Consider the following 20821-nt stretch of genomic DNA (forward strand, 5'->3'; position numbering starts at 1 on the left):
AGGCCGGTTGCATGGGAGGTTTGGATGGTGGATGAGATGAGCGTCGAAATTGAATTGAAGACCCTGGACCGTGCCCGGGAACAGCTACGTACCATGTTGATGTTGGTGGAGGGTGGCCAGGTGCGTTGCAGCGCGGCCACCAAGAAGCCGTCGGCCGCAACCATGCGCCTGCTGGCCGAGGCACTGCCGGGAGGTGACTTCTACCCCGACGAGCACATCGCGGCCTTCGCCTGGCCATTGCTGCTGCAGGCCGGCGGACTGGCAGCCGGAACCAAGCTCGAACTCACCGCGCGCGGCCGGGCCGCACTCAAGAAGGAGCCGGATGAAGTCCTGTTGGGGCTGTGGGACCGGTGGGTCCGCGGCGGGGTGATCGACGAGCTGTCCAGGATCGAGGCCATCAAGGGGCAGAAGCGGACCAACACGCTCTCCGGGTTGAAGAACCGCAGGTTCATGGCGGCCGAGGTCCTGAAGGTGCTCTCCACCAGCGAGTTCACCATGGTGACCCAGGCCTACAACGCCTCGATCCACGAGGGCGCGCACTTCACCGTGGTGCGTAACGACTTTGCGGCGTTCAAGCTCTATGTCGAAGACCCCGAGTACGGCAGCCTCGGGTATGACCACATCGATTTCGGGGGATTCGTGGACAGGCGTTACCTGATGGCGTTGCTCCTTGAATACGCGGCGACGCTCGGAATCGTTGATGTGCGCTATGTCGATCCCGCGTTCGCGATGGATGACTTTGAGGATTTGTGGGGTACCGAGGCACTGACACGGATCAGCCGCTACGACGGTCTGCGTGCGGTGCGCCTGACCGAATTGGGGTTCCGCTCCATGGGGTGAACGGGAGGAGCCGCCTAACATAGGCAAAACCGAGGATTCGAATCGATAAAAACAGTTTTACGTATGTGCCGTAAGACTACATCCTTGTGTGAAGGACATCTCATTCTTCTCGCATAAGGAGCAGCACACGTGCAAGGCACTTCCCTGAAACCCCGCGTCGTCACCCTGGGCACGGCCGGCGGACCGCGTTGGTGGACCGGCGAAAACGCCGGCAAGCGCGCGGGCATCGCCACCGCAGTGGTCGTCGGCGACGCCGTGTACCTGGTGGACGCCGGAACCGGCGTGGGCAACCAACTCATGAAGGCCGGATTCAGCACCGCGAACCTACGCGGGATCTTCCTGACCCACCTGCACTCCGACCACACCATCGACCTTGCGTCGCTGGCGATCTTCGGGCTCTTCACCATCACCCCCGGCCAGGCTCCGGTCCGCATCATCGGCCCCGGCGACCGCGGCGCCCTGCCGCCGGCCTCGCCGCGCGCCCAGATCCCGCCGACCCCGCTCTACCCGAAGAACCCGACCCCGGGCACCGCGGACATGTTCAGCCACCTCATGCAGGCCTACGGAACCGACTTGAATGACCGGGTGATCGACGCCCTGCGTCCCTCCCCGCTGGACCACTTCATCGCCGCGGACATCGCGATCCCCGCCGGAAGCGGCTACCACCCCAATGCGAACCCGACCCCCGAGGGCTTCGAGCCGTTCGAGATCTACCGGGACGAGCTGGTCACCGTGACCGCCACCCTGGTCAAGCACCCGCCGATCGCCCCGGCCTTCGCCTTCCGCTTCGACACCGCCGAGGGTTCCGTGACAATCTCCGGGGACACCGCACCGTGCGAGAACCTCGTGCGGCTGGCCCGCGACACCGACCTGCTGCTGCACGAGGCCATCGACTTCGACTGGGTCCAGCGCAGCTACGGGAGCATCGGCACCGAGGCCGCTGCCGCCTCGATGGACCACCACCGTCTCTCCCACACCTCGGCCGCCCAGGCCATCGAGCTGGCCGAACGTGCCGGGGCCCGCACCCTGGCCCTGCACCACCTGGTGCCAGGGACCACACCGGTCTCCACGTGGCTCGCCCACGCCAAGGATTTCTCCGGGACCTTCCTGGTTCCCGATGACCTCGATACCATTTCCTTTAGCCGCGCTCACACAGAATTGATGGTTGCGCCATGACCCACCTCAAGACATCGGCCGGGCAGTCGGCAGAGATCGCCGTTCCGTCGTTGAACGATCCGCACATGCGAAGGATCCTGGCTTCCTCCTTCATCGGCAGCGCCATCGAGTTCTACGACTTCATCCTCTACGCCACCGCCGCGTCGCTGGTGTTCAACAAGGTCTTCTTCGTCAACCAGTCACCCGCAGTGGCGCTCTTCGCCTCCTTCGCCACGCTCGCGGTGGGTTACCTGGCCCGCCCGCTGGGCGGCATCATCTTCGGGCACTACGGAGACAAACTGGGCCGCAAGGGCGTGCTGATCACCTCCATGGTGATGATGGGCGTCGCCTCGACCATCATCGGCCTGTTGCCGCCCACCGCACAGGTCGGTGTCATTGCCCCGATCGCACTGATCACCCTGCGCATCATCCAAGGCCTGGCCGTGGGAGGGGAATGGGGCGGGGCCATGCTCATGGCCCTGGAACACGCACCCAAGGAACGCCGCGGCTTCGCGGCAAGCTTCGCGAACATGGGCGGCCCGGCCGGAGCGGTGCTGGCAACCCTGGCGGTCTCCGCGGTCTCCACGCTGCCCACCGAGCAGTTCCTGGCCTGGGGCTGGCGCATCCCGTTCATCGCCAGCCTCGGCCTGGTCGCCATCGGCCTGGTCATCCGCCTGAAGGTCACCGAATCCCCGCTGTTCCTGGCCCTGGAGGACAAGGCCGACGAGAAGAAGATTCCGCTGATGCAGGTGCTGACGAAGTACCCGAAGTCGGTGCTCATGGGCACGCTGGTGGGCATGAGCTCCTACACCGTGCAGGGAATCATGACGGTCTGGGCCATCTCCTACGTGGTGGAGGAAGCAGGCATGGACCGCACCGCGGTGCTGAACATCAAGGCCGTGGGCGCCACCCTGACCATCGTGGCAGTGTGGTTTGCCGCCCGCTACTCCGACAAGCTGGGACGCCGGCCGGTGATGATGTTCGGCATCCTCGCCGGCGCGGTGATGGCCCTGCCGATCATGTGGATGCTGCAACTGGGCGAGCTCTGGCTCTTCGCGATCGCGCTGTTCCTGGCCAACGGCGTCATCCAGGGCACCATCTTCGGGCCGTTCGGCGCCTTCACCGCCGAGCTGTTCCCCACACGCATCCGCTACACCGGGGCCTCGCTGGTCTACCAGCTCTCGTCGACCCTCGGTGCGGGCTTCACCCCGATGATCGTCACCGGCCTGGTGCTGCTCGGCGGCGGCTCGCTGTGGATCGCCGGGGCCGTGTGGGCCGGGGCCTTTCTCGTCGCCGCGCTGGCAATGCGCAGCGTCAAGGAAGGCAAGGACGTGGACCTGGGCGCCGAGGAGATGTAGCGCCGGCACCTTGTGCCGCGGTGCGGGGGCCGGGAATGTCCGTTCAGGACGTTTCCGGCCCCCGCTCGCGTTCGGCTCCGATGCGTTCGCAGAATTCGATGAAGGCGCGCAGCCGGAGGCTTGGCCGCTCCGCGGCCGTGTAGGCGACGCAGATGTCGCTGTGGCCCACCCGCCCCTCGATTTCCAGCACGGCAAGCGGCAGCCCGTCGTAGCTGACATCCGCCGGCGGGCGCTGCACCAGCACCGTATAGCCCAGCCCGCGGGCGACCATGCCGCGCACCGCCTCGAAGTTCGAGCTGCTCCAGGCGATCTTCGGATCCAGCCCGGACATGCGCAGGTTCACCAGCTGGTTGTCGCGCACCGTGGGGATGTCCAGGGACACGAAGTCCTCCTCGGCCAGGTCGGCCAGGCGCACGGAACCGTTGCCCGCAAGCCGGTGCCCGGCCGCCAGCAGCACGTAGGGGCGCCCACTCATCACCGGGGTGTGCTGCACGCGGGGCAGCAGGTGCCGGGTGTGGGTGATCACCGCATCGAGGTAGCCCTCGAGCAGGCGTTCCTGCAATTCGGCGCCGTCTCCCTCGGTGATGCGCACCTCCAGGCCCGGGTTCGGCTTGGTGAATTGCTCGCAGACCACCGGCAGCCAGAAGGCCGAAAGCCCCGAATACATCCCGATGTTCAGCGGCCCCACCAGGCCGCTTTGCCGTTCCCCGATGAGCTCCTGGACCTCTTCGGCGTGCCTGACCAGCTCCTTGGCATCGCGCAGGAAATGTGTTCCCACCGCGGTCAGCACAACGCCGCGGGCCCGGTGGCGCACCAGCAGCTGGGACCCGACGATGCGCTCGAGTTCCCCGATGGCCTGGGACATGGCGGCCTGCGAGATGTGGCAGGCGGCCGCGGCACCGGAGATCGTGCCTGCATCGGCCACGGCGATGAAGTACTGCAATTGCTTGAAGGTGTAGTTGACCACTTCTCCAGCGTAGGTGATGGGCGCGCGGTCCGTGGGGCCCCGGAACAAGGTTCTGGGCCTTTCGCGGGCACCCCGTTCACCGACGCTGCGGGCGGGCACCGGAAACCCGGTGCCCGCCCGCGGCAAATGCGATGCTCGGGTGTTACTTCTTGGCTTTGGCCTTGCGGGCGTTGACGATCTCCATGACCTGCTCCTCGGCATCGATGCCGGCCTTGATGCCGCCGGGAACCTTGAAGAGGAACACGGCGCCCATGCCCCACCAGACGAAGAAGATCAGCCACGGCTGCCATGACAGCGAGGCGGGCATGCCCGGCATGTACAGGGAGAACAGCGCCAGCGTCAGTACGGTGGCGGCGATGCCGATGGCGAGGCCGCCCTTGCCCTTGCCTCCAATGCGCAGCGGGCGATCCATTTCGGGTTCGCGCTTGCGCAGCACCAGGAACGTCACGGCCACCAGGAAGTAGGCAATGATGATGCTCGGTGCGCCGCCGTCAACCAGCCAGCCGAGCATTTCAACGCCGAAGAACGGGGCAAGCATCGAGATTCCGCCGATGAACAGCAGCGCGTTGTGCGGGGTGCGGAACTTCGGGTGCAGGGCACCGAACCATGCCGGCAGCATGCCGGAACGGGCCAGTGAGAAGACCAATCGGGAGGCACCGAGGAGCAACGAATTCCAGGAGGTCAGAATGCCGGCGATGCCGCCGGCGATCAGGATCTTGGCCATGATGTCGGAGCCGAAAAGTGCGCCCATGGCATCCGCGGTGGCGATGTCGGTCTTGACCAGTTCGCTGGCCGGCATGGCCGAGGCAGTGGTCAGCACGACCATGACGTACCAGATGGTGGCAAGGACAACCGCAACAACCACGAGCTTGCCGACCTGGCGTGCCGGAATGTTGACCTCCTCGGCCGACTGCGGGATGACGTCGAAGCCGATGAAGAGGAACGGCACCACCATCAGCACCGCGAAGTAGCCGCTGACCCCGTTGTTGAACATCGGGAACATGTTCTCGGAGCTGCCTCCGGTGACGGAACCGAATAGCAGCAGCGCGCCGATCACCAGCAGGAACAGCACGGTAAAGGTTTGCACGATGCCAGCCTGCTTGACGCCCAGGATGTTGATCAGCGTGATCAATGCGCCGGCGACCACGCCGACCAGCGCCCAGGTGAGGTGTACCTCGTACCCGGCGATGGTCCACAGCGGGATCTGGCTCAGGCCGGGAACGATGTATTCGATGGTGCGCGGGAGAGCCACAGCCTCGAACGCCACGATGGTGACGTAGCCGCCGGTGATGGCCCAGGAGCCGATGAACGACGGGCGCGGGCCAAGGGCGCGCAGGATGAAATTGTGCTCGCCTCCCGCCTTCGGCATCGACGAGGTCAACTCGGCGTAGGTCAATCCGACGATGGCCATGATGACGCCGCCGGTAAGCATGGCCAGGACCGCACCCATGGTTCCGGCGCTGGAGAGCCAGCCGCCGGTGAGCACCACCCAGCCGAAGCCGATCATGGCCCCGAACCCCAGGGCGAGTGCGTCGCGGTTGCCCAGCGTCTTGGCCAGCGTGTTTGCCGGTCCCGACGGGGGCTTGAAATCTGTAGTCATAAGGGGTCACTCCTTCGTGTCTTCAACGGTGAAGTATCTCTGAATGGAGTGATGCAGATCTATGTGCAGATCGTGGATCACAGGCCTGCGTGTTGTGTCCACGCCCAATGCGCTCGGCGCCGCCGCATGCATCGAGCCATTCGGCGCTCCGCAGGTGCCGACCGGCGCACGCTAAAAGAAGTTTTGGGCCCATGGTGAAGCGTCACACATTTGTGGAATGTGACGTGACGCCCATGGGTTTCGAAGTCTGACACCAGCCGGAGCACCGTCTGAGAAGCGCTGCGTCGACGAGTTGGGGGTCCAGTTGGATGCGGGTATCCACGGACTCCAGGAGCCTGCCAGCACGGCACAAGGGAGATGTCGGTCATGACATCTGTCATGGCAATTTCATGATCTTTAGGCCTTCTGCGGGCAAGCCCAAGACGACAGACTGGAGGCATGGAAACCACGACCGAACAGCAATCGGCGACAGCGCCGGCCACCGGCGCCACGGCACTGGAACTCAAACGTGTGCGCAAGTCCTTCCACACCAGCGAAGGCAGGCTCGAGGCCGTCGCGGGAATCGACCTGAGCGTCGGCACCGGTGAGATCGTTGCCTTCCTGGGGCCCAACGGCGCAGGAAAAACCACCACGATCGACATGATGCTCGGACTGACCGTGCCCACATCCGGCACCATCTCCGTGTTCGGCAGAACCCCGCGCGCTGCCGTCGAAGCCGGGGAGATCTCCGCGGTGCTGCAAACCGGCGGGCTGCTGCGCGACCTCACGGTGCGCGAGACCGTCACCGCGATCGCCGCCCTGCATGGGGCCAAGGAACGCATCGACACCGTCATGGAACGAACCGACATCATGTCCCTGGCGAAGCGCAAGGTCTCCAAGTGCTCGGGCGGGGAGCAACAACGGCTCAAGTTCGCCCTCGCCCTGCTGCCGGACCCGCGCCTGTTGATCCTGGATGAGCCCACCGCCGGGATGGACGTGTCGGCACGTCGCTCCTTCTGGGCCACCATGCGCCAGGACGCGGTGGCAGGACGCACCGTCCTGTTCGCCACCCACTACCTGGAAGAGGCCCAGGAATTCGCCGAACGCACGGTGCTCATCGGGGCCGGGCGGGTCCTGGCAGACGGGCCCACCGCGCAACTGCGCGAGATGACCGGGGGACGCGTCGTCAGCGCGCTGCTCCCGACCGGCCGCCCCACCACGCCTGCCGTGCAGGCGCTGCGGGCCGTCGACTCGGTGTCCTCGGTCCGGCTGACGGGGCAACGGGTCCTGGTGACCGGGCCCGACTCCGATGCCGCGGCGCGAATGCTGCTCAACGAACTGGGCGCCACCGACCTGGAAATCACCACACCAACCCTGGAAGCGGCCTTCATGGCGTTGACCGGAGAAGAATCATGAACCCGACCTATGTACGCATCGAACTCTTCCGCCAATCCCGGGACGTCGGGAACCTGATGTTCACGGTGCTGATGCCCGTGGTCATGTACCTGCTCTTCGGCAACATGTTCGGCGGCGGGGGAGAGCCCGCCGGAAACGGGAACGTGAAGTTCTACGTCATGGCCTCGATGGCCGCCTACGGGGCGGCGCTTGCCACCACCTCCATCGCCGGAACTGCAGCAACCGAGGCCATGCTGGGCTGGGGACGGCAGATCGCACTGACGCGCATGAGGCCCTCCGGCTTCGTCACCTCCAAGCTCGCCGTCGCGATGATCGTGGCCACCGGCTGCGCCGGGTTGGTGTTCGCCGTCGGGGCGGGCACCGGTGCACGGGCCGACTCGCCCTGGGTCTGGACCGCCAGCTTCCTGCTCACCGTGCTGGGGTCCGGCATCTTCGCGCTCTACGGAATGGGCATCGGCATGGCCTTCAAGTCCGAGACGGCCCTGGGTGTGGCCAGCGGCGGCATGGTGTTCTTCGCGTTCTTCGGCAACGTCTTCATGCCGCTGAGCGGGACCATGCTGGAGATCGCCCGCTTCACCCCCATGTACGGGTACGCGGGGCTGGTGCGCTACCCGTTGACCGAGGGGTTCGGCGCCGGCGCGGGGGCCGCAGCCGATACCTTGGGCGTGCTTGTCGCTAACCTTGTGGCATGGACTCTCATCTTCGCGCTGTTCGCGCTTTGGGCCGTCCGCCGCTCGCGGGCACGGCGGTGAGTGGAGACGCGGGGCAGCCGGCCTCCTTCTGGTCCAGGTTCGGCTGGCTGCTGGCAGCGGTCTGGATAGTCTTCCTCATCTTCCCGATCCAGGTCATCGCCGAATCCAGGCTTCAGGTGCCCGTCCAGATCGCCGGCTACGGGCTGGTCGCGGCCTTCGCCGCCGTCTACCTGTGGGGCTTTTACACCAGCAGCTCGGAACTCGGGGTCAGCGTGAGCGGCCACGGACGCGCCTGGGTCCCCTTCGGTGCCCTGTTGGCGATCACCGCGGCCACCCTCCCGATCCTTGGGGCCGATGCCATCACCTTCGGCCCGTTCCTGATCAGCTTTGCCGCCTACCTGCTCTCGGTGCGCAGCATGTGGATCGTCAACGCCGCGGTGCTGGCCGTGGCATTGTCGGTGGCCATCACCGCCGGGCTGCGCGACTACACCTTCCTGCTTGGGCTGTTGGTGGTGCTCATCGTCGTCAACGCGGTCAACACCGCGTTGATCAGGCGCGGCATCGCTGCGGAGGACCTGCGGCTGGACTACGCGCTGCTGGCCGAACAGGACCGAATGGCCAGGGACGTGCATGACGTGCTGGGCCACTCGCTCACCGCAGTCAGCCTGAAGGCCGAACTCGCCGAGCGGCTGCTGGATTCCGACGTGGAGGCGGCCCGCGCCGAGCTGCGGCAGATCCGCGCGCTGAATGCCGAGGCCCTGGATTCCATCCGCGCCACAGTCGGCGGGCTGCGCCGCACCACGCTCGGGCAGGAACTCATCTCCGTGCGCGCCGCGCTGGATGACGCGCGGATCAAGACGGTGCTGATCGGCAACGTCCAGGACATCGACCCGGTGCGTTCCACGGCCTTGTCATGGATCCTGCGCGAGGCGGCCACCAACGTGCTGCGCCACGCACACGCCACCACCTGCTGGATCCACATCGCCGACGGGACGCTGGACATCGAGGACGACGGGGACTCGCTTGCCGGAAGCCACGAGGGGCACGGCATGCGCGGGATGAAGGAGCGGGCCAGGCTGGCCGGGGCACACTGCGAGATCGGGGCATCCGGACACGGGGGAACCAGGGTCGCGGTGAGCTGGGCATGAGTGGGGCAGAAGCACGGGACGCTGGCCCCATCCGGGTGCTGCTTGCCGATGACCAGGCACTGGTGCGCGGGGCGCTGGCCGCGCTGCTCAACCTGGAACCCGACATCGAGGTCGTCGCCCAGACCGGTGACGGCACCAACGTGGTGGCGCTCGCCGAAGAGCACCGGGTGGACGTGGCGTTGCTGGATATCCAGATGCCACTGATGGATGGACTGGTTGCCGCCGGGCAGTTGCGCAGCAGGCTGCCCGAATGCAAGGTGCTGATGGTGACGACCTTCGACCGGCCGGGCTACCTGCGTGCCGCCTTCGAGGCCGGGGCCAGCGGCTTCCTGGTCAAGGACACCCCGTCCTCCGAACTCGCCGCGGCCGTGCGCCGCGTTCATGTCGGGGGCCGGGTGGTGGACCCGTCGCTGGCGGCCCAGTCGCTGATGCACGGGGCCAACCCGTTGACCGAGCGCGAGCGCGAGGTGCTGTCCCGTGCACAGTCCGGCGCCCCGGTGGCACAGATCGCCGCGTCCCTGCACCTGAGCGCCGGCACGGTGCGCAACCACCTCTCCAGCGCCATCGGCAAGACCGGGGAGGCGAACCGCATCGCCGCGGCCCACCTGGCCCGCGAGCAGGGCTGGATCTAGGCGGACTCACACCCCTGCGGCAAAACGCCGTGCCGGTGGCCTCTGTAGACTCGTACACATGTCGGTTTCGGAACTTTCCATCAGCACGCAGAACTACCTGAAGGTCATCTGGGGCCTGTCCGAATGGTCCGACGCCCCGGTCACCGCAACGGACATCGCCCAGAAATCGGGGCTGCGGGTTTCCTCGGTCTCCGACGCGGTGCGCAAGCTGACCACCCAGGGACTGGTCAGCCACGCCCGCTACGGCGCCGTCGAGCTGACCGCACTGGGCCGCAAGTACGCCCTGGACATGGTCCGGCGGCACCGGCTGCTGGAAACCTTCCTGGTCGAGCACCTGGGCTACGACTGGGACCAGGTCCACGACGAGGCCGAGAACCTGGAACACGCCATGAGCGACTTCATGGTCGAACGCCTCGACGCGTTCCTGGGCCACCCGTCCCGCGACCCGCACGGGGACCCGATTCCGAGCGTCGACGGGGTGCTCACGGTTCCCGACGCGGTGCTGTTGAGCACCGTGGAGCCAGGGGGCCGGGTCGTGGTGGAGCGCATCAACGACGAGGACCCGGAGCTGCTGCAATACCTCAGCGCGCAGGGCGTCGTGCCGGGTGTGGGCCTGGTGGTCGCCGAGGCCGCCCCCTTCTCCGATGCGGTGCAGCTGTTGGTAGCCGGCGGCACGGCCGGCATCACGCTGGGCCGCCAGGCCGCCGATGCACTGCACGTCTCGCGCAGCTAGCCCCCGATCCCTGCGCCTTCCGGTGCCCGGGTCCCGGTGTCCGGGGCGCGGCGGCGGCGCACCGAGGCGAAGATCCGGCGCCCCAGCAGCCCCTGGGCGGGGGCGAAGAGGTACACCAGCGCGAACACCGCGCCCTGGACCAGCACGATCATGCCGCCCGAGGCGGTGTCCAGGTAGTAGCTGGCATACAGCCCGATGACCGAGCAGGCGACCGAGATCGCCGGGGCGATCAGCAGCATCCGCCCGAAGCGATCGGTGAGCAGGTGCGCGGTGGCCCCGGGGATGATCAGCATCGCCACCACCAGGATCACGCCCACCGCCTGCAGCGCCACCACACTGGTCAGCGCCAGCAGGCCCAGCAGCGCGGCACCCAGCAGCCGCGGGTTCAACCCGATGGCGTGCGCGTGGGTCGCATCGAAGGCGTAGAGCGTGAAGTCCCGGCGCCACAGCAGCAGCGCCGCCAGGGCCAGCGCGCCCAGGATGAGGATTTGCAGCAGCTCGGCCTTCGAGACCCCCAGCAGGTTCCCGAAGATGATGTGTCCCAGGTCGGTCTCCGACGGGGTCACCGAGATCAGCACCAGGCCCAGGGCGAAAAGCGTGGAAAAGACGATGCCGATGGCCGCGTCCTCCTTGATCCGGCTGGTGTCGCGCACCGCTCCGATCAGGCCCACGGCCAGGAACCCGAAGAGCAGCGCGCCGATGGCGAAGGGCACCGAGAACATGTAGGCCAGCACGACGCCGGGCAGCACCGCGTGGGAGACCGCGTCTCCCATCAGCGACCAGCCGATGAGCACCAGCCAGCAGGAGAGCACCGCGCAGACGGCCGCGGCGGTCACCGCGGTGGCCAGCGCGTTGACCATGAAGCCGTAGCCCAGTGGTTCGATGACGAGCTCCAGCAGGTTCATGATTCTTCGTTCCGTCCCATGACGTCCAGGCCGAAGGCCAGGGCAAGGTTTTGAGGGAGCAGCACGGTGTGCGGGTCCCCGTGCATCAGCACCCGCTGCATCAGCAGCACCGCCTCGTCGGCCAGCGCCGGCAGGGCGTGCAGGTCGTGGGTGGAGACCAGGATCGCGGCACCGGCGGCGGCCTGTTCGCGCAGCAGCCGGGTGATGGTGGCCTCGGATCTCTTGTCGACCCCGGCGAAGGGCTCGTCGAGCAGCAGCACCGACGCGCCCTGGGCGATGCCTCGGGCGACGAAGGCACGCTTCTTCTGTCCGCCGGAGAGCTGCCCGATCTGCCGGTGCGCGTACCCGGTCAGCTCCACGCGTTCCAGCGCCTCGGCGACGGCCAGCTTGTCGGCCTTCGCGGGCCGTCGGGTGAATCCCATGTGCCCGTAGCGGCCCATCATCACCACGTCGTGCACCGAGACCGGGAAGGACCAGTCAACGTCCTCGGACTGCGGCACGTACCCGATGGCTGCGGCCTTCCGGGCCTGGGCGGGGGTGGACCCGTTGATGCGCACCGTCCCGGCCTCGGGCTTGAGCAGGCCCATGATGGCCTTGAACAGCGTGGACTTGCCCGATCCGTTCATGCCCACCAGCCCGCAGATGCGCGAGGGATAAAGCCGCAGGCTGGCCTCGTCCAGGGCCAGCACCTCGCCGTAGCGCACCGTCAAGCCGGTGGCTTCCACGGCCGGGGTGCTCATTCGGTGCCCCCTCTCAGCGCCGCAAGGATGACGTCGGAGTCGTGGCGGATCATCTCCAGGTAGGTGGGGACCGGGCCGTCGGCCTCGGAGAGCGAGTCGACGAACAGGGTGCCGCCGTAGGCGGCTCCGGTTCCCTGCACGACCTGCTGCATCGGGGCGTCGGAGACCGTGGATTCGCAGAAGACCGCCGGGACCCGGTGCTCCTTGACGAATTCGATGACCGAGACGATCTGCCGCGGGGTGGCCTGCTGTTCGGCGTTCACGGCCCAGATGTACTTTTCCTTCAGCCCGGCGTCGCGGGCGAGGTAGGAGAAGGCGCCCTCGCAGGTCACCAGCGCCCGCTCGTTCTCCTTCAACCCGGAAAGCCCGGCGACCAGGTTGTCCTGCAGTGCCTGCAGCTGCGCGGTGTAGGCGCCGGCGTTGGCGGTGTAGTGCTCGCGGTTTTCCGGATCCAGCTCGATGAAGGCGTCGCGGATGTTGGCCACGTAGTGTTGCACGTTCACCGGGCTCATCCAGGCATGCGGGTTGGGCTTCCCGGCGTTGGCGTCCTCGGTGATGTCCATGACCTCGATCCCGTCGCTGAGCACCACGTGCGGCACGTCGAGCTCGGCGACGAACCTCCCGAACCAGGCCTCCAGGTTCAGCCCGTTGTCCAGGATCAGCTGGGCCGAGGAGGCCTTGGCGATGTCCTGCGGCGTGGGCTCGTAGCCGTGGATCTCGGCCCCGACCTTGGTGATGGATTGGACCTCGAGCTTGTCCCCGGCGACATTTTGGGCGATGTCGGCCAGCACGGTGAAGGTGGTCAGCACGACCGGGCGGTCGGAGGCGCCCCGGGCGGGTCCGGTGCCGGGGGAGTCGCAGCCGGCAAGCGTCGCGGTGAGTGCGATCGCGGCGAGGGTCGCCGCGAGGCGGCGCCAGCGGGATATCGCGGCACGGGGGCGTTGGGGATTCGTCATTGAGGTCCTAGGCGGTGCGGGGTGTCGAGCGGGGAGAAGGGATCTGATATCCCATGTTACGTCATGACGTAGATCGATATACGTCATGACGTAACTTTGTGGCCGGTGTCCGTGCGACGGGTGTCCTTTGTCATGAAAGTTGAAGCGTGGGCCACCAGCAGGCTCTATCCGAAGTAGCGGTCGAGCGATCTGTTGTCGAGGGCACCCTGAGCTACAGGGCTCAATTCTCGTATGCCACAGCCACCGGATTGCTCTCAGACTCCTGGATGACCTCGTTTGAGGATGCCCTGCCGATCCGCAAGCTTTCGGTGTTCAAGGGGCAACGCAACCTTGCCGGCTGCTGGTGCTGTGCAACGACTCTCCGCCATGCCGGCCTAGAGTCCCGCCACGAACACGACCAGCTCTTTGGTTGCATATCGCCCACCCGCCGCAGCGAGAGCTTTCCCTGAAATGGTTCAGTCAGGAAACCACCGATGGCTGGATGCCACAGGGCGGTTCCGACTCACTGCACCACTGAATGGAAGCTAGTGACGGGTCAGCACGTGCCGACACTGGCACCAACATTCCGCCCTAAAGGACCTGATCCAACCTCCGCAAAACGATGCTTCGGTCGGAAGGGAATTCGCGTCCCGCATAAGGTACCTTCACCGGGCAATTTTGCGGGCGGGGTATACGAGACACCAAAAATACCGTGACTTCAAAGACTCAAGTCAACTATTGATTTTCCCGTTAGAGGACCGTCTTACGGGACACTCGAACACGCTAGTCCGGACAGACCCCTTGCAGGACGATGCGGCTGTTTCGACGGCAATGAAATGTTCTTCCCTCTTGCTTACGAAGACGTCTCAACCCGGAACCGGGGCCTTCAATTGAAGATCGGTCAAAGTCGTCGTTAAACCACCCGGGCACTGGAATACTGAACGCATGGCCGAACCTCACGCAAATGCCCTCTCTTCCATCACTGCCCGGTGGAACAAGCTTGAGGAGACGGTGGAACTCGTCGTGGACGGCACCCCGGTCCCGGCAATCGTCAACAGGAAACGCAATGTGGGCATATCACCCTTCGCGCATCGCTTTCTCGAATCCGGAGTCAACGAGTGGCTGGCAGGTTACCGAGATCCACAGCTGCGGGGTGCGACCAAGGAGCTGGCATCTGGCGAGCTGGAGCTAACGGTATGCCCCTACGATGCGGACATCCTGTGCGGAACCTTCGCCGTGTGGCTGGCGCGCACCGGCGATCGCGTTATCTGGCACGACCCTCATTGGGCAGGGGACGACATTGCCGCGGAAATCATGGGCCGCGAGGATATGGTGACGCCGGAGGGAAACGAGGACCCCCTCAACTGGTTCCCGCCCAAGCTGGAATTCCCCGCTACCGAATACGACGCAGCCATGGATTCGGTGCAGCACCTCATCGAAGCCCACCCGTGGCCCGCTTTCCCTTCAAGACCACCCTCCAGGCTTGCCCGCATGATGATCCGACTAAGAGATATGCGAGACCACGTATAGGGCCGGCTGCATGACCAGCCCGAACCCATGCCGGCGGATCCCAATTGCCGTTCCGCTTACGGACCTGATTGTGGCCATTTGTATGCTCCGCAGCCGACTTCAGAATACGATTTCAGGATTCTATGGCACTGGGTTTTCCAACCTGACTATGCTGTTTGTGCGATGTCCGATACCTGTCTCAGCAAGAATGGTCGTTCAAGATGTGGGAAAGCTACCCGATTGGCCCCCGGCCCTCAGGCTGGATAGAACTGATAGAGAACGGCTGGGGTGCGATTGCTTCATGGTTCGCCGGGCCGGAGAACGTGATGCGTGAGCCGATGGGCAAACGTACCGACCTCGTCAGGGTGACGTGTGAAAAGGCAGACGGCACCAGCACTTCCTGGACCGAGACCATCACGGAAGCCGAGATTGAGGAAATCGAGGACGACATCGATGGCTACCTGGCAGATTCGGGACTGCCTTCTCGACCCCACGGCTACCGGTGGTTTCTACGCCTGCCCTCCGGAATCAAGGATGAGAACGACTTCTGGAGCCGTCTCAATGAGGCAGACTTCAAGATGCCGCATACGAACCGGGACCCGAAACGAGAAGCGGACAATTTGGGCGAAACCATCAAGGGCCTCTACTCCCAAATGCCGTAGCCCTCGATTCATCCATCAACACCACTGGCCAAGTCCAGGCATGCCATGACTAAAGAAGGCCAAAGGATGTCCCGCACAGCGTTCCGCAAACGGAACGGCAAAACTGCCATTTCAAGCTGCGATTTACCGCCAAACGAAGTAGCAGTCACAAGCACCCACGGAATTCCGAGGCGCCCAACCGCTCAAAACTCGTTGCTTATGTCAAACCTGCCTATACGGGTCAAGACGGTTCAATGAGGGTAGGTCTACTTCCAGTCAGTCGTCGAGGGTGCGGATGAAGGCCGCGAATCCGGGAATTGTGAACTCCAACTCGCCACGTTCCGCAGCTTGTATGAATCCTTTATCGATTAGTCGTGCTCGGGGCATCGAGAGGCTGGCAGTTGTGACGTTCATCTGGTGTGCGACGTCGGATCGCTTAACGGGGGCGTCGCCGAGTGCAGCCATTGCCGACATCAGCTCGCGCTGCTGTGGAGTGGCGTTCGCCCATCGCGCGCGGAATAGGGCCTCAAGGTCGACTTTCATGGCCTCGCCTCCGTGCCGAACTTGCTCGAGGGTGATCGTGGCGCCGGGATCCGGCCTGCCGGCGGCGGTCCAGGAAGCGTCAGCAATGAGTTGAACTGAATATGGGTATCCGCGGGCAATCTCCAGTGCTTCGTGCAGTGCATCGGGCTGCCAAGTCACACCGATTTTCCGTGCGGGTACGCTGATGGCGATCTCCTCGGCGTCGGGGGTGAGGATTTGCAGGGGTCGGTAGGCGATGCGCTCAGTGAAGGTGACCACGGAGGCGATTTTCTCGGGTGCGTCTGGCAGGCCGGCCGCAAACACCGCGGCCGGCACGTCGGCACCTTCGGCTTGGAGGTGCTGCCAGGCGTAGGCGAGGGTGCGCAGGCCGGCTGCGTCGGCTGCTTGGATCTCGTCGATGAGGAGGATCAGCCCGGTGTTCTCATCGGATCCGGTTGCTGTCCTGATGACATTTTCGAAGTCGCGGACCCCGACGGGTGCCGTCTCGACCGACTGGCGGCGGATGGTCGCGTCCACCTTGGCGATTCCGGGGATCCCTACGCTAACGGTCAGTGCTTCGAGCATCTTGTGGAGTTTGGTGCGGGTTTCACCGCGCCAGGTCTGCGTGTCTTGGCGAATTGCTGAGGCAATCTGTGCAATGAGGCCGACGTCCTCACCCGCTGTCACCCACACGGCGAGCACACCGCGTTCTTTGGCTCGAATTTGGTACTGGCGCAACAAGGAGGTCTTGCCGAGCCCTCGCGGAGCGTGGTCAACTCGGATTCGACCGATGAAACGGTGCAGGTCAACCAGCAAGGAGAGGCGTTCATCGAACTCGGCGATTTGGCGCGCCCGGCCCGGTACTGTGTTGGCGACTTCGCCTGGCGTGTAGGGACTCGGCTGCATGTTCTCTCCACTTTATCGATTGTTATTTTTAGGCGGTTTTATAACAAACGATAACGGCCGGGTGTGTTCGCGTATAGGGTTCCCCATACGGGCAGCGTCGTGGAGATGCTGTCGAGGGGCGTTTGGGCAACGAGAAAGTAAACAGAAGGAGCGTACGCCAGCGGCATTCTACGGTTATGCAGGAGCAAGAGCACTGTTGGTCAATGTAAACAACGTATACAATGTTTACATGAGTACCTCAACGCCTCTTGGTCGGCCCATCTCGGTGCGACTTCCCGAAGATTTGCGTGAGCGTGTCGAAGCGCTCGCCAGAGCAACCCGGCGCAGCCTAGGCGACGTTGTGCGCGAGGTATTGGAGCGTGACCTTTCGGAGTTGGAATGGGAGCAGCGCATCGTTGCTCGTGCCGCGGATCTTCGATCGGGGCGTGTCCAAGCTGTGCCGCTTGCTGTGATCGAGCACGAGCTTGGGCTAAACGATGCCCTGGCTGATGCCAGCATTCTGGATGAGATCGAGTGAGCGGGGCGGTCGAACTAGCGCCCGAAGCTGCGAAGTGGTTTCGGAAGGCCGACCCCCAGAACGCCCGGCGTATTCGTGCCGTGCTCCGCGCAATCACCACACTCGAAAACCCTCGGGACCGGGGCAAGGCCCTCACTGGAGGGCTTTCTGGTCTGTGGAGGTATCGCGTTGGCGATTATCGAGTTGTCTGTGATCTGCAAGATGCACGTCTTGTCATTTTGGTGATCGACATTGATCATCGCAGCAGCATCTATGGATGAATACGGGCCTCCCGATTTACGGCGCTCTCAGTCCCCACAGCCGGACCGAATTGGCGGGGAACGAAGCCCACTGCAGACGCCCGAACACCAGTGTGTCCGCTGAAGGTTCCCCATCCGGGCCAGGTACAAGAAATGAAAAACTCCGGGTCCGCCGAGGCGAAATACCGGAGTTTCCAATTCATGGCCCAAGTAACATGAAACAGCGGTCATCAAGGGCTTGCGAGTCAATCCTACCTCGGAAGGCGATGTATGGCGACGACATCGGGCAATGACGCCTGGATCGAGAATTGGCTGAGCGTGGACCGCTTCTCCACCTATCTCGAAGCAGCAGGAGGTTCCCGCAAACGTGCTCTCGATCTATATGAGTGGAACGCCAAACTCAGCGCTGCTTTTCTTCATGATCTCAGCCACCTCGAAGTCGGTCTGCGGAACGCGTGCGACCGCCAACTTGCAGCAGCAATACGCCCCGGTGACACACATTGGACCGACCCAAATACGCTACTTGCCCTGTTCGGCTTCTGGACCTATCTCCTGTCTGACTCGCATGAAAAAACGATCTGGGTTCCCTATCTCCACAAAGCATTCCCTCTGGGGACAGACCGGAACCAACTCAATGACTCGCTTGCCTCGCTTCGTGCCTTTCGGAATCGAGTGGCTCACCATGAGAACATTCTGAAGGGTTCCGAGGGCGAACGTCGCCGAATCGTCTACCTGGTGCGGTTGCTGTCTACCGATGCGCTGGAGCATCTCCAGTCCAACAGCGACGTTGCCACGATTCTGGCGAAGCGACCATAGGAAGCCATAGGGGGAATCGTGCGCGGGAGTGCCACGGGTTTCCCCGTTGACGTTCCCTCTACGGGTGTCTCTTGGCCCGAGCACCGAACTCGTCAAGAACTCGTACAACATCCTTCGCCAGCCAAATGCGGTTGCGTTTTCCTATCGAAATTTGGATCAGGATGTCAGCGTCAATAAGGCGGTTGATAGCGACTTGGGCGTTGACGGCCGAAATACCAAGTTGAGTTGCAGCGGCGGCGCTGTCAATAACTGGCTGGCGAAGGAGGGCGTCCACGAGTCGGTGGGCCGCGGAGTCTCGCCTTGCCTTAACGCGGTCGCGCCACTCCGTCCGGACGGTTTCGAGGTCCTCGACGAGGATACGACCATTGTGAACTGCCGCGAACGATGCCTCAGCGATGGAGCGGACTATCGGTGCGACGTCCCCGGAGCGGTAAGCACCGAGGGCATCAAAATAACGGCCGGTGTCCTGGAGCAAACCCGCGGAGACCGGAACAGCGACATTGCGCGTCAGCTGCCCCCCGCGCAGCATCGCCTGGATCAATGCTCGACCGACTCTGCCATTGCCATCGGGGAATGGGTGGATCGTTTTGAATTGGGCATGGGTGATCGCGGTCTGAACAAGAACGGGCAGGTCGAAGCGATTGGCGAAACCGACAAGATCGTCCATGAGTGCGGTGACTCGCTCGTGATGGGGCGGGACGAACTGTGCGGTGTGGGGCCCAAAGCTCCCCCCTCCGATCCACAGCTGCTGATCGTGCCAACGGCCAACGATGTCGGCGTTGCTTTGCTCGAGCAGCGCGCGGTGCATCTCCAGGATGGCGTGGCCATCAATGGATTCGGACAGGGCGAGAGCGGCTTGCATGGCTCTGACGTTGCCTACGATCAGCTGCGCATTCCTCGAGGCGTGCTCACCGAGCTCCGCCAACGCGATCTGTCGCGCGCCGCTGGTTAGGTTCTCGATTTCTGAGCTGGAGGCACTTTCGGTACGCAAGAGAATGGATGCGAATGGTGCTGCAATCTGCCCCACTTCGGCATCGAAGCGGGCAAGCTCAATGGCTGCTTCTTCGGCCAGCGCTTGCAGCTCTCCATCGATATGGATTTCAAGACCGGAAATGAATGGCGGTACCGCCGCCAGATACGGTCCGGCAGCCCGGCGTCTTTGCGTGCGTGAGCCATACTCGTCTTGAACGTTGTGCCAAGGTCGCTCTTCGTAGCTGGGTGATGGCCACGCCTCGTTCTGCTCAAACATTGACATGACCCAACCATGCCAATGGATAACTAATTAAACATTGGTATGTACCGCTGCTATTCTGATTTGTTCCAAGTGACGTCGTCCGGCGGACGAGTCCGGTTTCTGGTGTCTCGCAAGCCATTCCTCTTACGGGACTACCGGTTTCTAAAGACCTGCATATGAGGTTTGAGTTCGATCACAGGCAAGATTCAAGGATTTGGTTCAGCTGAAGTGACAAAAGCCCTCTACGTCTTTCGATGCGGGCAGAATCGTTTCATCACAGTTTTACCAAAACCCTAGATTTCGGGATTTTCGTGGTTCAACCTAGATGACAACGGACAGCAACGGTGGCAGGGACCGGCGCCCGGCACCGCGAATCCACGAGCTACCGACCGGTATCCGGAAGAAACCATTGATGCGGCGCGGGCACCGGCATAGAATCGCCCGTGGATCCACATTCATACACCCCTTTTGATTGGTTGGAGTCGTCATGCCAAAGCCCGAGCTGCCCGTCGGATCGCCCTGCTGGATCGATCTGCTGACATCGAACCCGGAGAAATCCAAGGAGTTCTACAACGCGCTCTTTGGCTGGACCTACGAGACCGGAGACCAGGAGAAATACGGCGGCTACGTCACCGCGTCCAAGGACGAGGCGATGGTCGCCGGGATCATGAAGAACGAGGGGACCTCCGGTTCCCCCGACACCTGGACGACCTACCTGCGCGTGGACGACATCGATGCTGCGGCGAAGTCAGCGGCCGAGCACGGCGGACAGGTCTACCTGCCGCCCATGGAGGTTCCCGAGCAGGGCAAGATGGCGATGTTCGGCGATGCCTCGGGTGCCGCCGTCGGGATCTGGGAATTCGGCGGGCACACCGGTTACCAGCTGGCTGCCGAAAACGGGGCACCGGCCTGGCACGAACTGTTCACCCGCGACTTCGCCCCGGCCGTGAAGTTCTACCAGGATGTTTTCGGCTGGAAAACCGCGGTGGTCGGCGACACCGACGAATTCCGGTACACCACCCTCGGGGACGGCGACAACGCGAAAGCCGGCATCATGGACGCCAGTTCGTTCCTGCCCGCGGGGGCCCCGCCCAGCTGGCACGTGTACTTCGCCGTGGACAATGCCGATGACGTGGTTGCCAAGACCGTTGCCCTGGGCGGGGCGGTCATCCAGCCCGCGGAGGATACGCCCTTCGGGCGCAACGCCGCGCTGACGGATCCCACCGGTGCGGAATTCTGGATCACCCAGGACATCGGCCAGGGAAGCTAGCTCGGGGAACCGCCGCAACGGTTTCCCGCTTGGGGGATCCATTGACGTCGGCGCCCGTTACTTGGGG

General features: G+C 64.1%; 22 protein-coding genes. 15 read left to right on the top strand and 7 right to left on the bottom strand.

The window, feature by feature from the left end:
• The first annotated feature begins 36 nt into the window (after positions 1-36).
• The 3 genes from J2T21_RS05490 to J2T21_RS05500 all read left to right on the top strand — a co-directional run bounded on the left by J2T21_RS05490 (position 37) and on the right by J2T21_RS05500 (position 3353).
• Entirely contained in the window at positions 37-840 is an 804-nt protein-coding gene (locus tag J2T21_RS05490; RefSeq protein WP_307579284.1) for a hypothetical protein, read from the top strand.
• Between the two features lie 129 nt (positions 841-969).
• Positions 970-2016, top strand: a complete 1047-nt coding sequence (locus J2T21_RS05495) for an MBL fold metallo-hydrolase (protein ID WP_307579286.1) — start codon at positions 970-972, stop codon at positions 2014-2016.
• The gene (locus tag J2T21_RS05500; protein ID WP_307579288.1) at positions 2013-3353 is read left to right on the top strand and encodes an MFS transporter; all 1341 of its coding nucleotides are present in this window, start codon (positions 2013-2015) and stop codon (positions 3351-3353) included. The genes J2T21_RS05495 and J2T21_RS05500 overlap by 4 nt, the downstream gene beginning before the upstream one ends.
• A 43-nt stretch (positions 3354-3396) precedes the next feature.
• Here the strand turns inward: J2T21_RS05500 and J2T21_RS05505 are convergent, their stop codons facing one another.
• Together J2T21_RS05505 and J2T21_RS05510 are read right to left on the bottom strand one after the other, a co-directional pair.
• Complete coding sequence (locus tag J2T21_RS05505; protein ID WP_307579291.1) at positions 3397-4320, bottom strand: LysR substrate-binding domain-containing protein; 924 nt, start codon at positions 4318-4320, stop codon at positions 3397-3399.
• A gap of 142 nt (positions 4321-4462) precedes the next feature.
• Complete coding sequence (locus J2T21_RS05510) at positions 4463-5920, bottom strand: APC family permease (RefSeq protein ID WP_307579293.1); 1458 nt, start codon at positions 5918-5920, stop codon at positions 4463-4465.
• A 438-nt stretch (positions 5921-6358) separates the two neighbouring features.
• Here J2T21_RS05510 and J2T21_RS05515 point away from each other — a divergent pair, with 438 nt between their 5' ends.
• The 5 genes from J2T21_RS05515 to J2T21_RS05535 are packed head-to-tail and all read left to right on the top strand — an operon-like array spanning position 6359 to position 10520.
• On the top strand, positions 6359-7315 hold the full coding sequence (locus J2T21_RS05515) for an ABC transporter ATP-binding protein (protein ID WP_307579295.1): 957 nt from the start codon (positions 6359-6361) through the stop codon (positions 7313-7315).
• On the top strand, positions 7312-8067 hold the full coding sequence (locus J2T21_RS05520; RefSeq protein ID WP_307579297.1) for an ABC transporter permease: 756 nt from the start codon (positions 7312-7314) through the stop codon (positions 8065-8067). The genes J2T21_RS05515 and J2T21_RS05520 overlap by 4 nt, the downstream gene beginning before the upstream one ends.
• Positions 8064-9155: a sensor histidine kinase gene (locus tag J2T21_RS05525; RefSeq protein WP_307579299.1), complete on the top strand. Its 1092-nt coding sequence runs from the start codon at positions 8064-8066 to the stop codon at positions 9153-9155. Before J2T21_RS05520 ends, J2T21_RS05525 begins: the two co-directional genes overlap by 4 nt.
• The gene (locus tag J2T21_RS05530; RefSeq protein WP_307579301.1) at positions 9152-9787 is read left to right on the top strand and encodes a response regulator transcription factor; all 636 of its coding nucleotides are present in this window, start codon (positions 9152-9154) and stop codon (positions 9785-9787) included. Before J2T21_RS05525 ends, J2T21_RS05530 begins: the two co-directional genes overlap by 4 nt.
• A 58-nt stretch (positions 9788-9845) precedes the next feature.
• The gene (locus J2T21_RS05535; protein ID WP_307579302.1) at positions 9846-10520 is read left to right on the top strand and encodes a metal-dependent transcriptional regulator; all 675 of its coding nucleotides are present in this window, start codon (positions 9846-9848) and stop codon (positions 10518-10520) included.
• Here the strand turns inward: J2T21_RS05535 and J2T21_RS05540 are convergent.
• Genes J2T21_RS05540 through J2T21_RS05550 form a run of 3 tightly spaced genes read right to left on the bottom strand, consistent with a single transcriptional unit; the run spans position 10517 to position 13121 of the window.
• A complete protein-coding gene (locus J2T21_RS05540) occupies positions 10517-11425 on the bottom strand; it encodes a metal ABC transporter permease (protein ID WP_307579304.1) in 909 nt (302 codons plus the stop codon). The genes J2T21_RS05535 and J2T21_RS05540 overlap by 4 nt on opposite strands.
• A complete protein-coding gene (locus J2T21_RS05545) occupies positions 11422-12165 on the bottom strand; it encodes a metal ABC transporter ATP-binding protein (protein ID WP_307579306.1) in 744 nt (247 codons plus the stop codon). The genes J2T21_RS05540 and J2T21_RS05545 overlap by 4 nt, the downstream gene beginning before the upstream one ends.
• Complete coding sequence (locus J2T21_RS05550) at positions 12162-13121, bottom strand: metal ABC transporter substrate-binding protein (protein ID WP_307579308.1); 960 nt, start codon at positions 13119-13121, stop codon at positions 12162-12164. The genes J2T21_RS05545 and J2T21_RS05550 overlap by 4 nt, the downstream gene beginning before the upstream one ends.
• A 146-nt stretch (positions 13122-13267) precedes the next feature.
• Here J2T21_RS05550 and J2T21_RS05555 point away from each other — a divergent pair, with 146 nt between their 5' ends.
• The 3 genes from J2T21_RS05555 (at position 13268) to J2T21_RS05565 (ending at position 15271) form a co-directional block, all read left to right on the top strand.
• Entirely contained in the window at positions 13268-13570 is a 303-nt protein-coding gene (locus tag J2T21_RS05555) for a hypothetical protein (RefSeq protein WP_307579310.1), read from the top strand.
• Between the two features lie 475 nt (positions 13571-14045).
• Complete coding sequence (locus tag J2T21_RS05560) at positions 14046-14630, top strand: hypothetical protein (RefSeq protein ID WP_307579312.1); 585 nt, start codon at positions 14046-14048, stop codon at positions 14628-14630.
• 200 nt (positions 14631-14830) lie between these two features.
• The gene (locus J2T21_RS05565; RefSeq protein ID WP_307579314.1) at positions 14831-15271 is read left to right on the top strand and encodes a DUF5956 family protein; all 441 of its coding nucleotides are present in this window, start codon (positions 14831-14833) and stop codon (positions 15269-15271) included.
• A 255-nt stretch (positions 15272-15526) separates the two neighbouring features.
• Here the strand turns inward: J2T21_RS05565 and J2T21_RS05570 are convergent, their stop codons facing one another.
• The gene (locus J2T21_RS05570) at positions 15527-16678 is read right to left on the bottom strand and encodes an ATP-binding protein (RefSeq protein WP_307579316.1); all 1152 of its coding nucleotides are present in this window, start codon (positions 16676-16678) and stop codon (positions 15527-15529) included.
• A gap of 229 nt (positions 16679-16907) precedes the next feature.
• Between J2T21_RS05570 and relB the strand changes: the two genes are divergently transcribed.
• The 3 genes from relB (at position 16908) to J2T21_RS05585 (ending at position 18250) form a co-directional block, all read left to right on the top strand.
• Entirely contained in the window at positions 16908-17195 is a 288-nt protein-coding gene (relB, locus tag J2T21_RS05575) for a type II toxin-antitoxin system RelB family antitoxin (protein WP_209908121.1), read from the top strand.
• Entirely contained in the window at positions 17192-17455 is a 264-nt protein-coding gene (locus J2T21_RS05580; protein WP_307579320.1) for a type II toxin-antitoxin system RelE family toxin, read from the top strand. The genes relB and J2T21_RS05580 overlap by 4 nt, the downstream gene beginning before the upstream one ends.
• A 249-nt stretch (positions 17456-17704) precedes the next feature.
• Positions 17705-18250, top strand: a complete 546-nt coding sequence (locus J2T21_RS05585) for a hypothetical protein (RefSeq protein ID WP_307579322.1) — start codon at positions 17705-17707, stop codon at positions 18248-18250.
• Between the two features lie 58 nt (positions 18251-18308).
• On the opposite strand, the gene J2T21_RS05590 is transcribed toward J2T21_RS05585, so the two are convergent.
• A complete protein-coding gene (locus J2T21_RS05590; protein ID WP_307579324.1) occupies positions 18309-19499 on the bottom strand; it encodes a Fic family protein in 1191 nt (396 codons plus the stop codon).
• Positions 19500-19971: 472 nt separating this feature from the next.
• Between J2T21_RS05590 and J2T21_RS05595 the strand changes: the two genes are divergently transcribed.
• Positions 19972-20754, top strand: a complete 783-nt coding sequence (locus tag J2T21_RS05595) for a VOC family protein (RefSeq protein WP_307579326.1) — start codon at positions 19972-19974, stop codon at positions 20752-20754.
• Positions 20755-20821: the final 67 nt, after the last annotated feature.

Origin of the sequence: Paeniglutamicibacter psychrophenolicus, from assembly GCF_030812255.1 — a bacterium.
GTDB classification, from domain to species: domain Bacteria; phylum Actinomycetota; class Actinomycetes; order Actinomycetales; family Micrococcaceae; genus Paeniglutamicibacter; species Paeniglutamicibacter psychrophenolicus_A.

Bases quoted from the DNA above. Each gene is read 5' to 3' on its own strand.
- J2T21_RS05565 (WP_307579314.1), top strand. From the start codon at position 14,831: ATGTGGGAAAGCTACCCGATTGGCCCCCGGCCCTCAGGCTGGATAGAA.
- J2T21_RS05540 (WP_307579304.1), bottom strand. From the start codon at position 11,425: ATGAACCTGCTGGAGCTCGTCATCGAACCACTGGGCTACGGCTTCATG.
- J2T21_RS05520 (WP_307579297.1), top strand. From the start codon at position 7,312: ATGAACCCGACCTATGTACGCATCGAACTCTTCCGCCAATCCCGGGAC.
- J2T21_RS05550 (WP_307579308.1), bottom strand. From the start codon at position 13,121: ATGACGAATCCCCAACGCCCCCGTGCCGCGATATCCCGCTGGCGCCGC.
- J2T21_RS05490 (WP_307579284.1), top strand. From the start codon at position 37: ATGAGCGTCGAAATTGAATTGAAGACCCTGGACCGTGCCCGGGAACAG.
- J2T21_RS05570 (WP_307579316.1), bottom strand. From the start codon at position 16,678: ATGCAGCCGAGTCCCTACACGCCAGGCGAAGTCGCCAACACAGTACCG.
- J2T21_RS05510 (WP_307579293.1), bottom strand. From the start codon at position 5,920: ATGACTACAGATTTCAAGCCCCCGTCGGGACCGGCAAACACGCTGGCC.
- J2T21_RS05585 (WP_307579322.1), top strand. From the start codon at position 17,705: ATGGCGACGACATCGGGCAATGACGCCTGGATCGAGAATTGGCTGAGC.
- J2T21_RS05545 (WP_307579306.1), bottom strand. From the start codon at position 12,165: ATGAGCACCCCGGCCGTGGAAGCCACCGGCTTGACGGTGCGCTACGGC.
- J2T21_RS05515 (WP_307579295.1), top strand. From the start codon at position 6,359: ATGGAAACCACGACCGAACAGCAATCGGCGACAGCGCCGGCCACCGGC.
- J2T21_RS05595 (WP_307579326.1), top strand. From the start codon at position 19,972: ATGCCAAAGCCCGAGCTGCCCGTCGGATCGCCCTGCTGGATCGATCTG.
- J2T21_RS05560 (WP_307579312.1), top strand. From the start codon at position 14,046: ATGGCCGAACCTCACGCAAATGCCCTCTCTTCCATCACTGCCCGGTGG.
- J2T21_RS05590 (WP_307579324.1), bottom strand. From the start codon at position 19,499: ATGTTTGAGCAGAACGAGGCGTGGCCATCACCCAGCTACGAAGAGCGA.
- J2T21_RS05530 (WP_307579301.1), top strand. From the start codon at position 9,152: ATGAGTGGGGCAGAAGCACGGGACGCTGGCCCCATCCGGGTGCTGCTT.
- J2T21_RS05535 (WP_307579302.1), top strand. From the start codon at position 9,846: ATGTCGGTTTCGGAACTTTCCATCAGCACGCAGAACTACCTGAAGGTC.
- relB (WP_209908121.1), top strand. From the start codon at position 16,908: ATGAGTACCTCAACGCCTCTTGGTCGGCCCATCTCGGTGCGACTTCCC.
- J2T21_RS05500 (WP_307579288.1), top strand. From the start codon at position 2,013: ATGACCCACCTCAAGACATCGGCCGGGCAGTCGGCAGAGATCGCCGTT.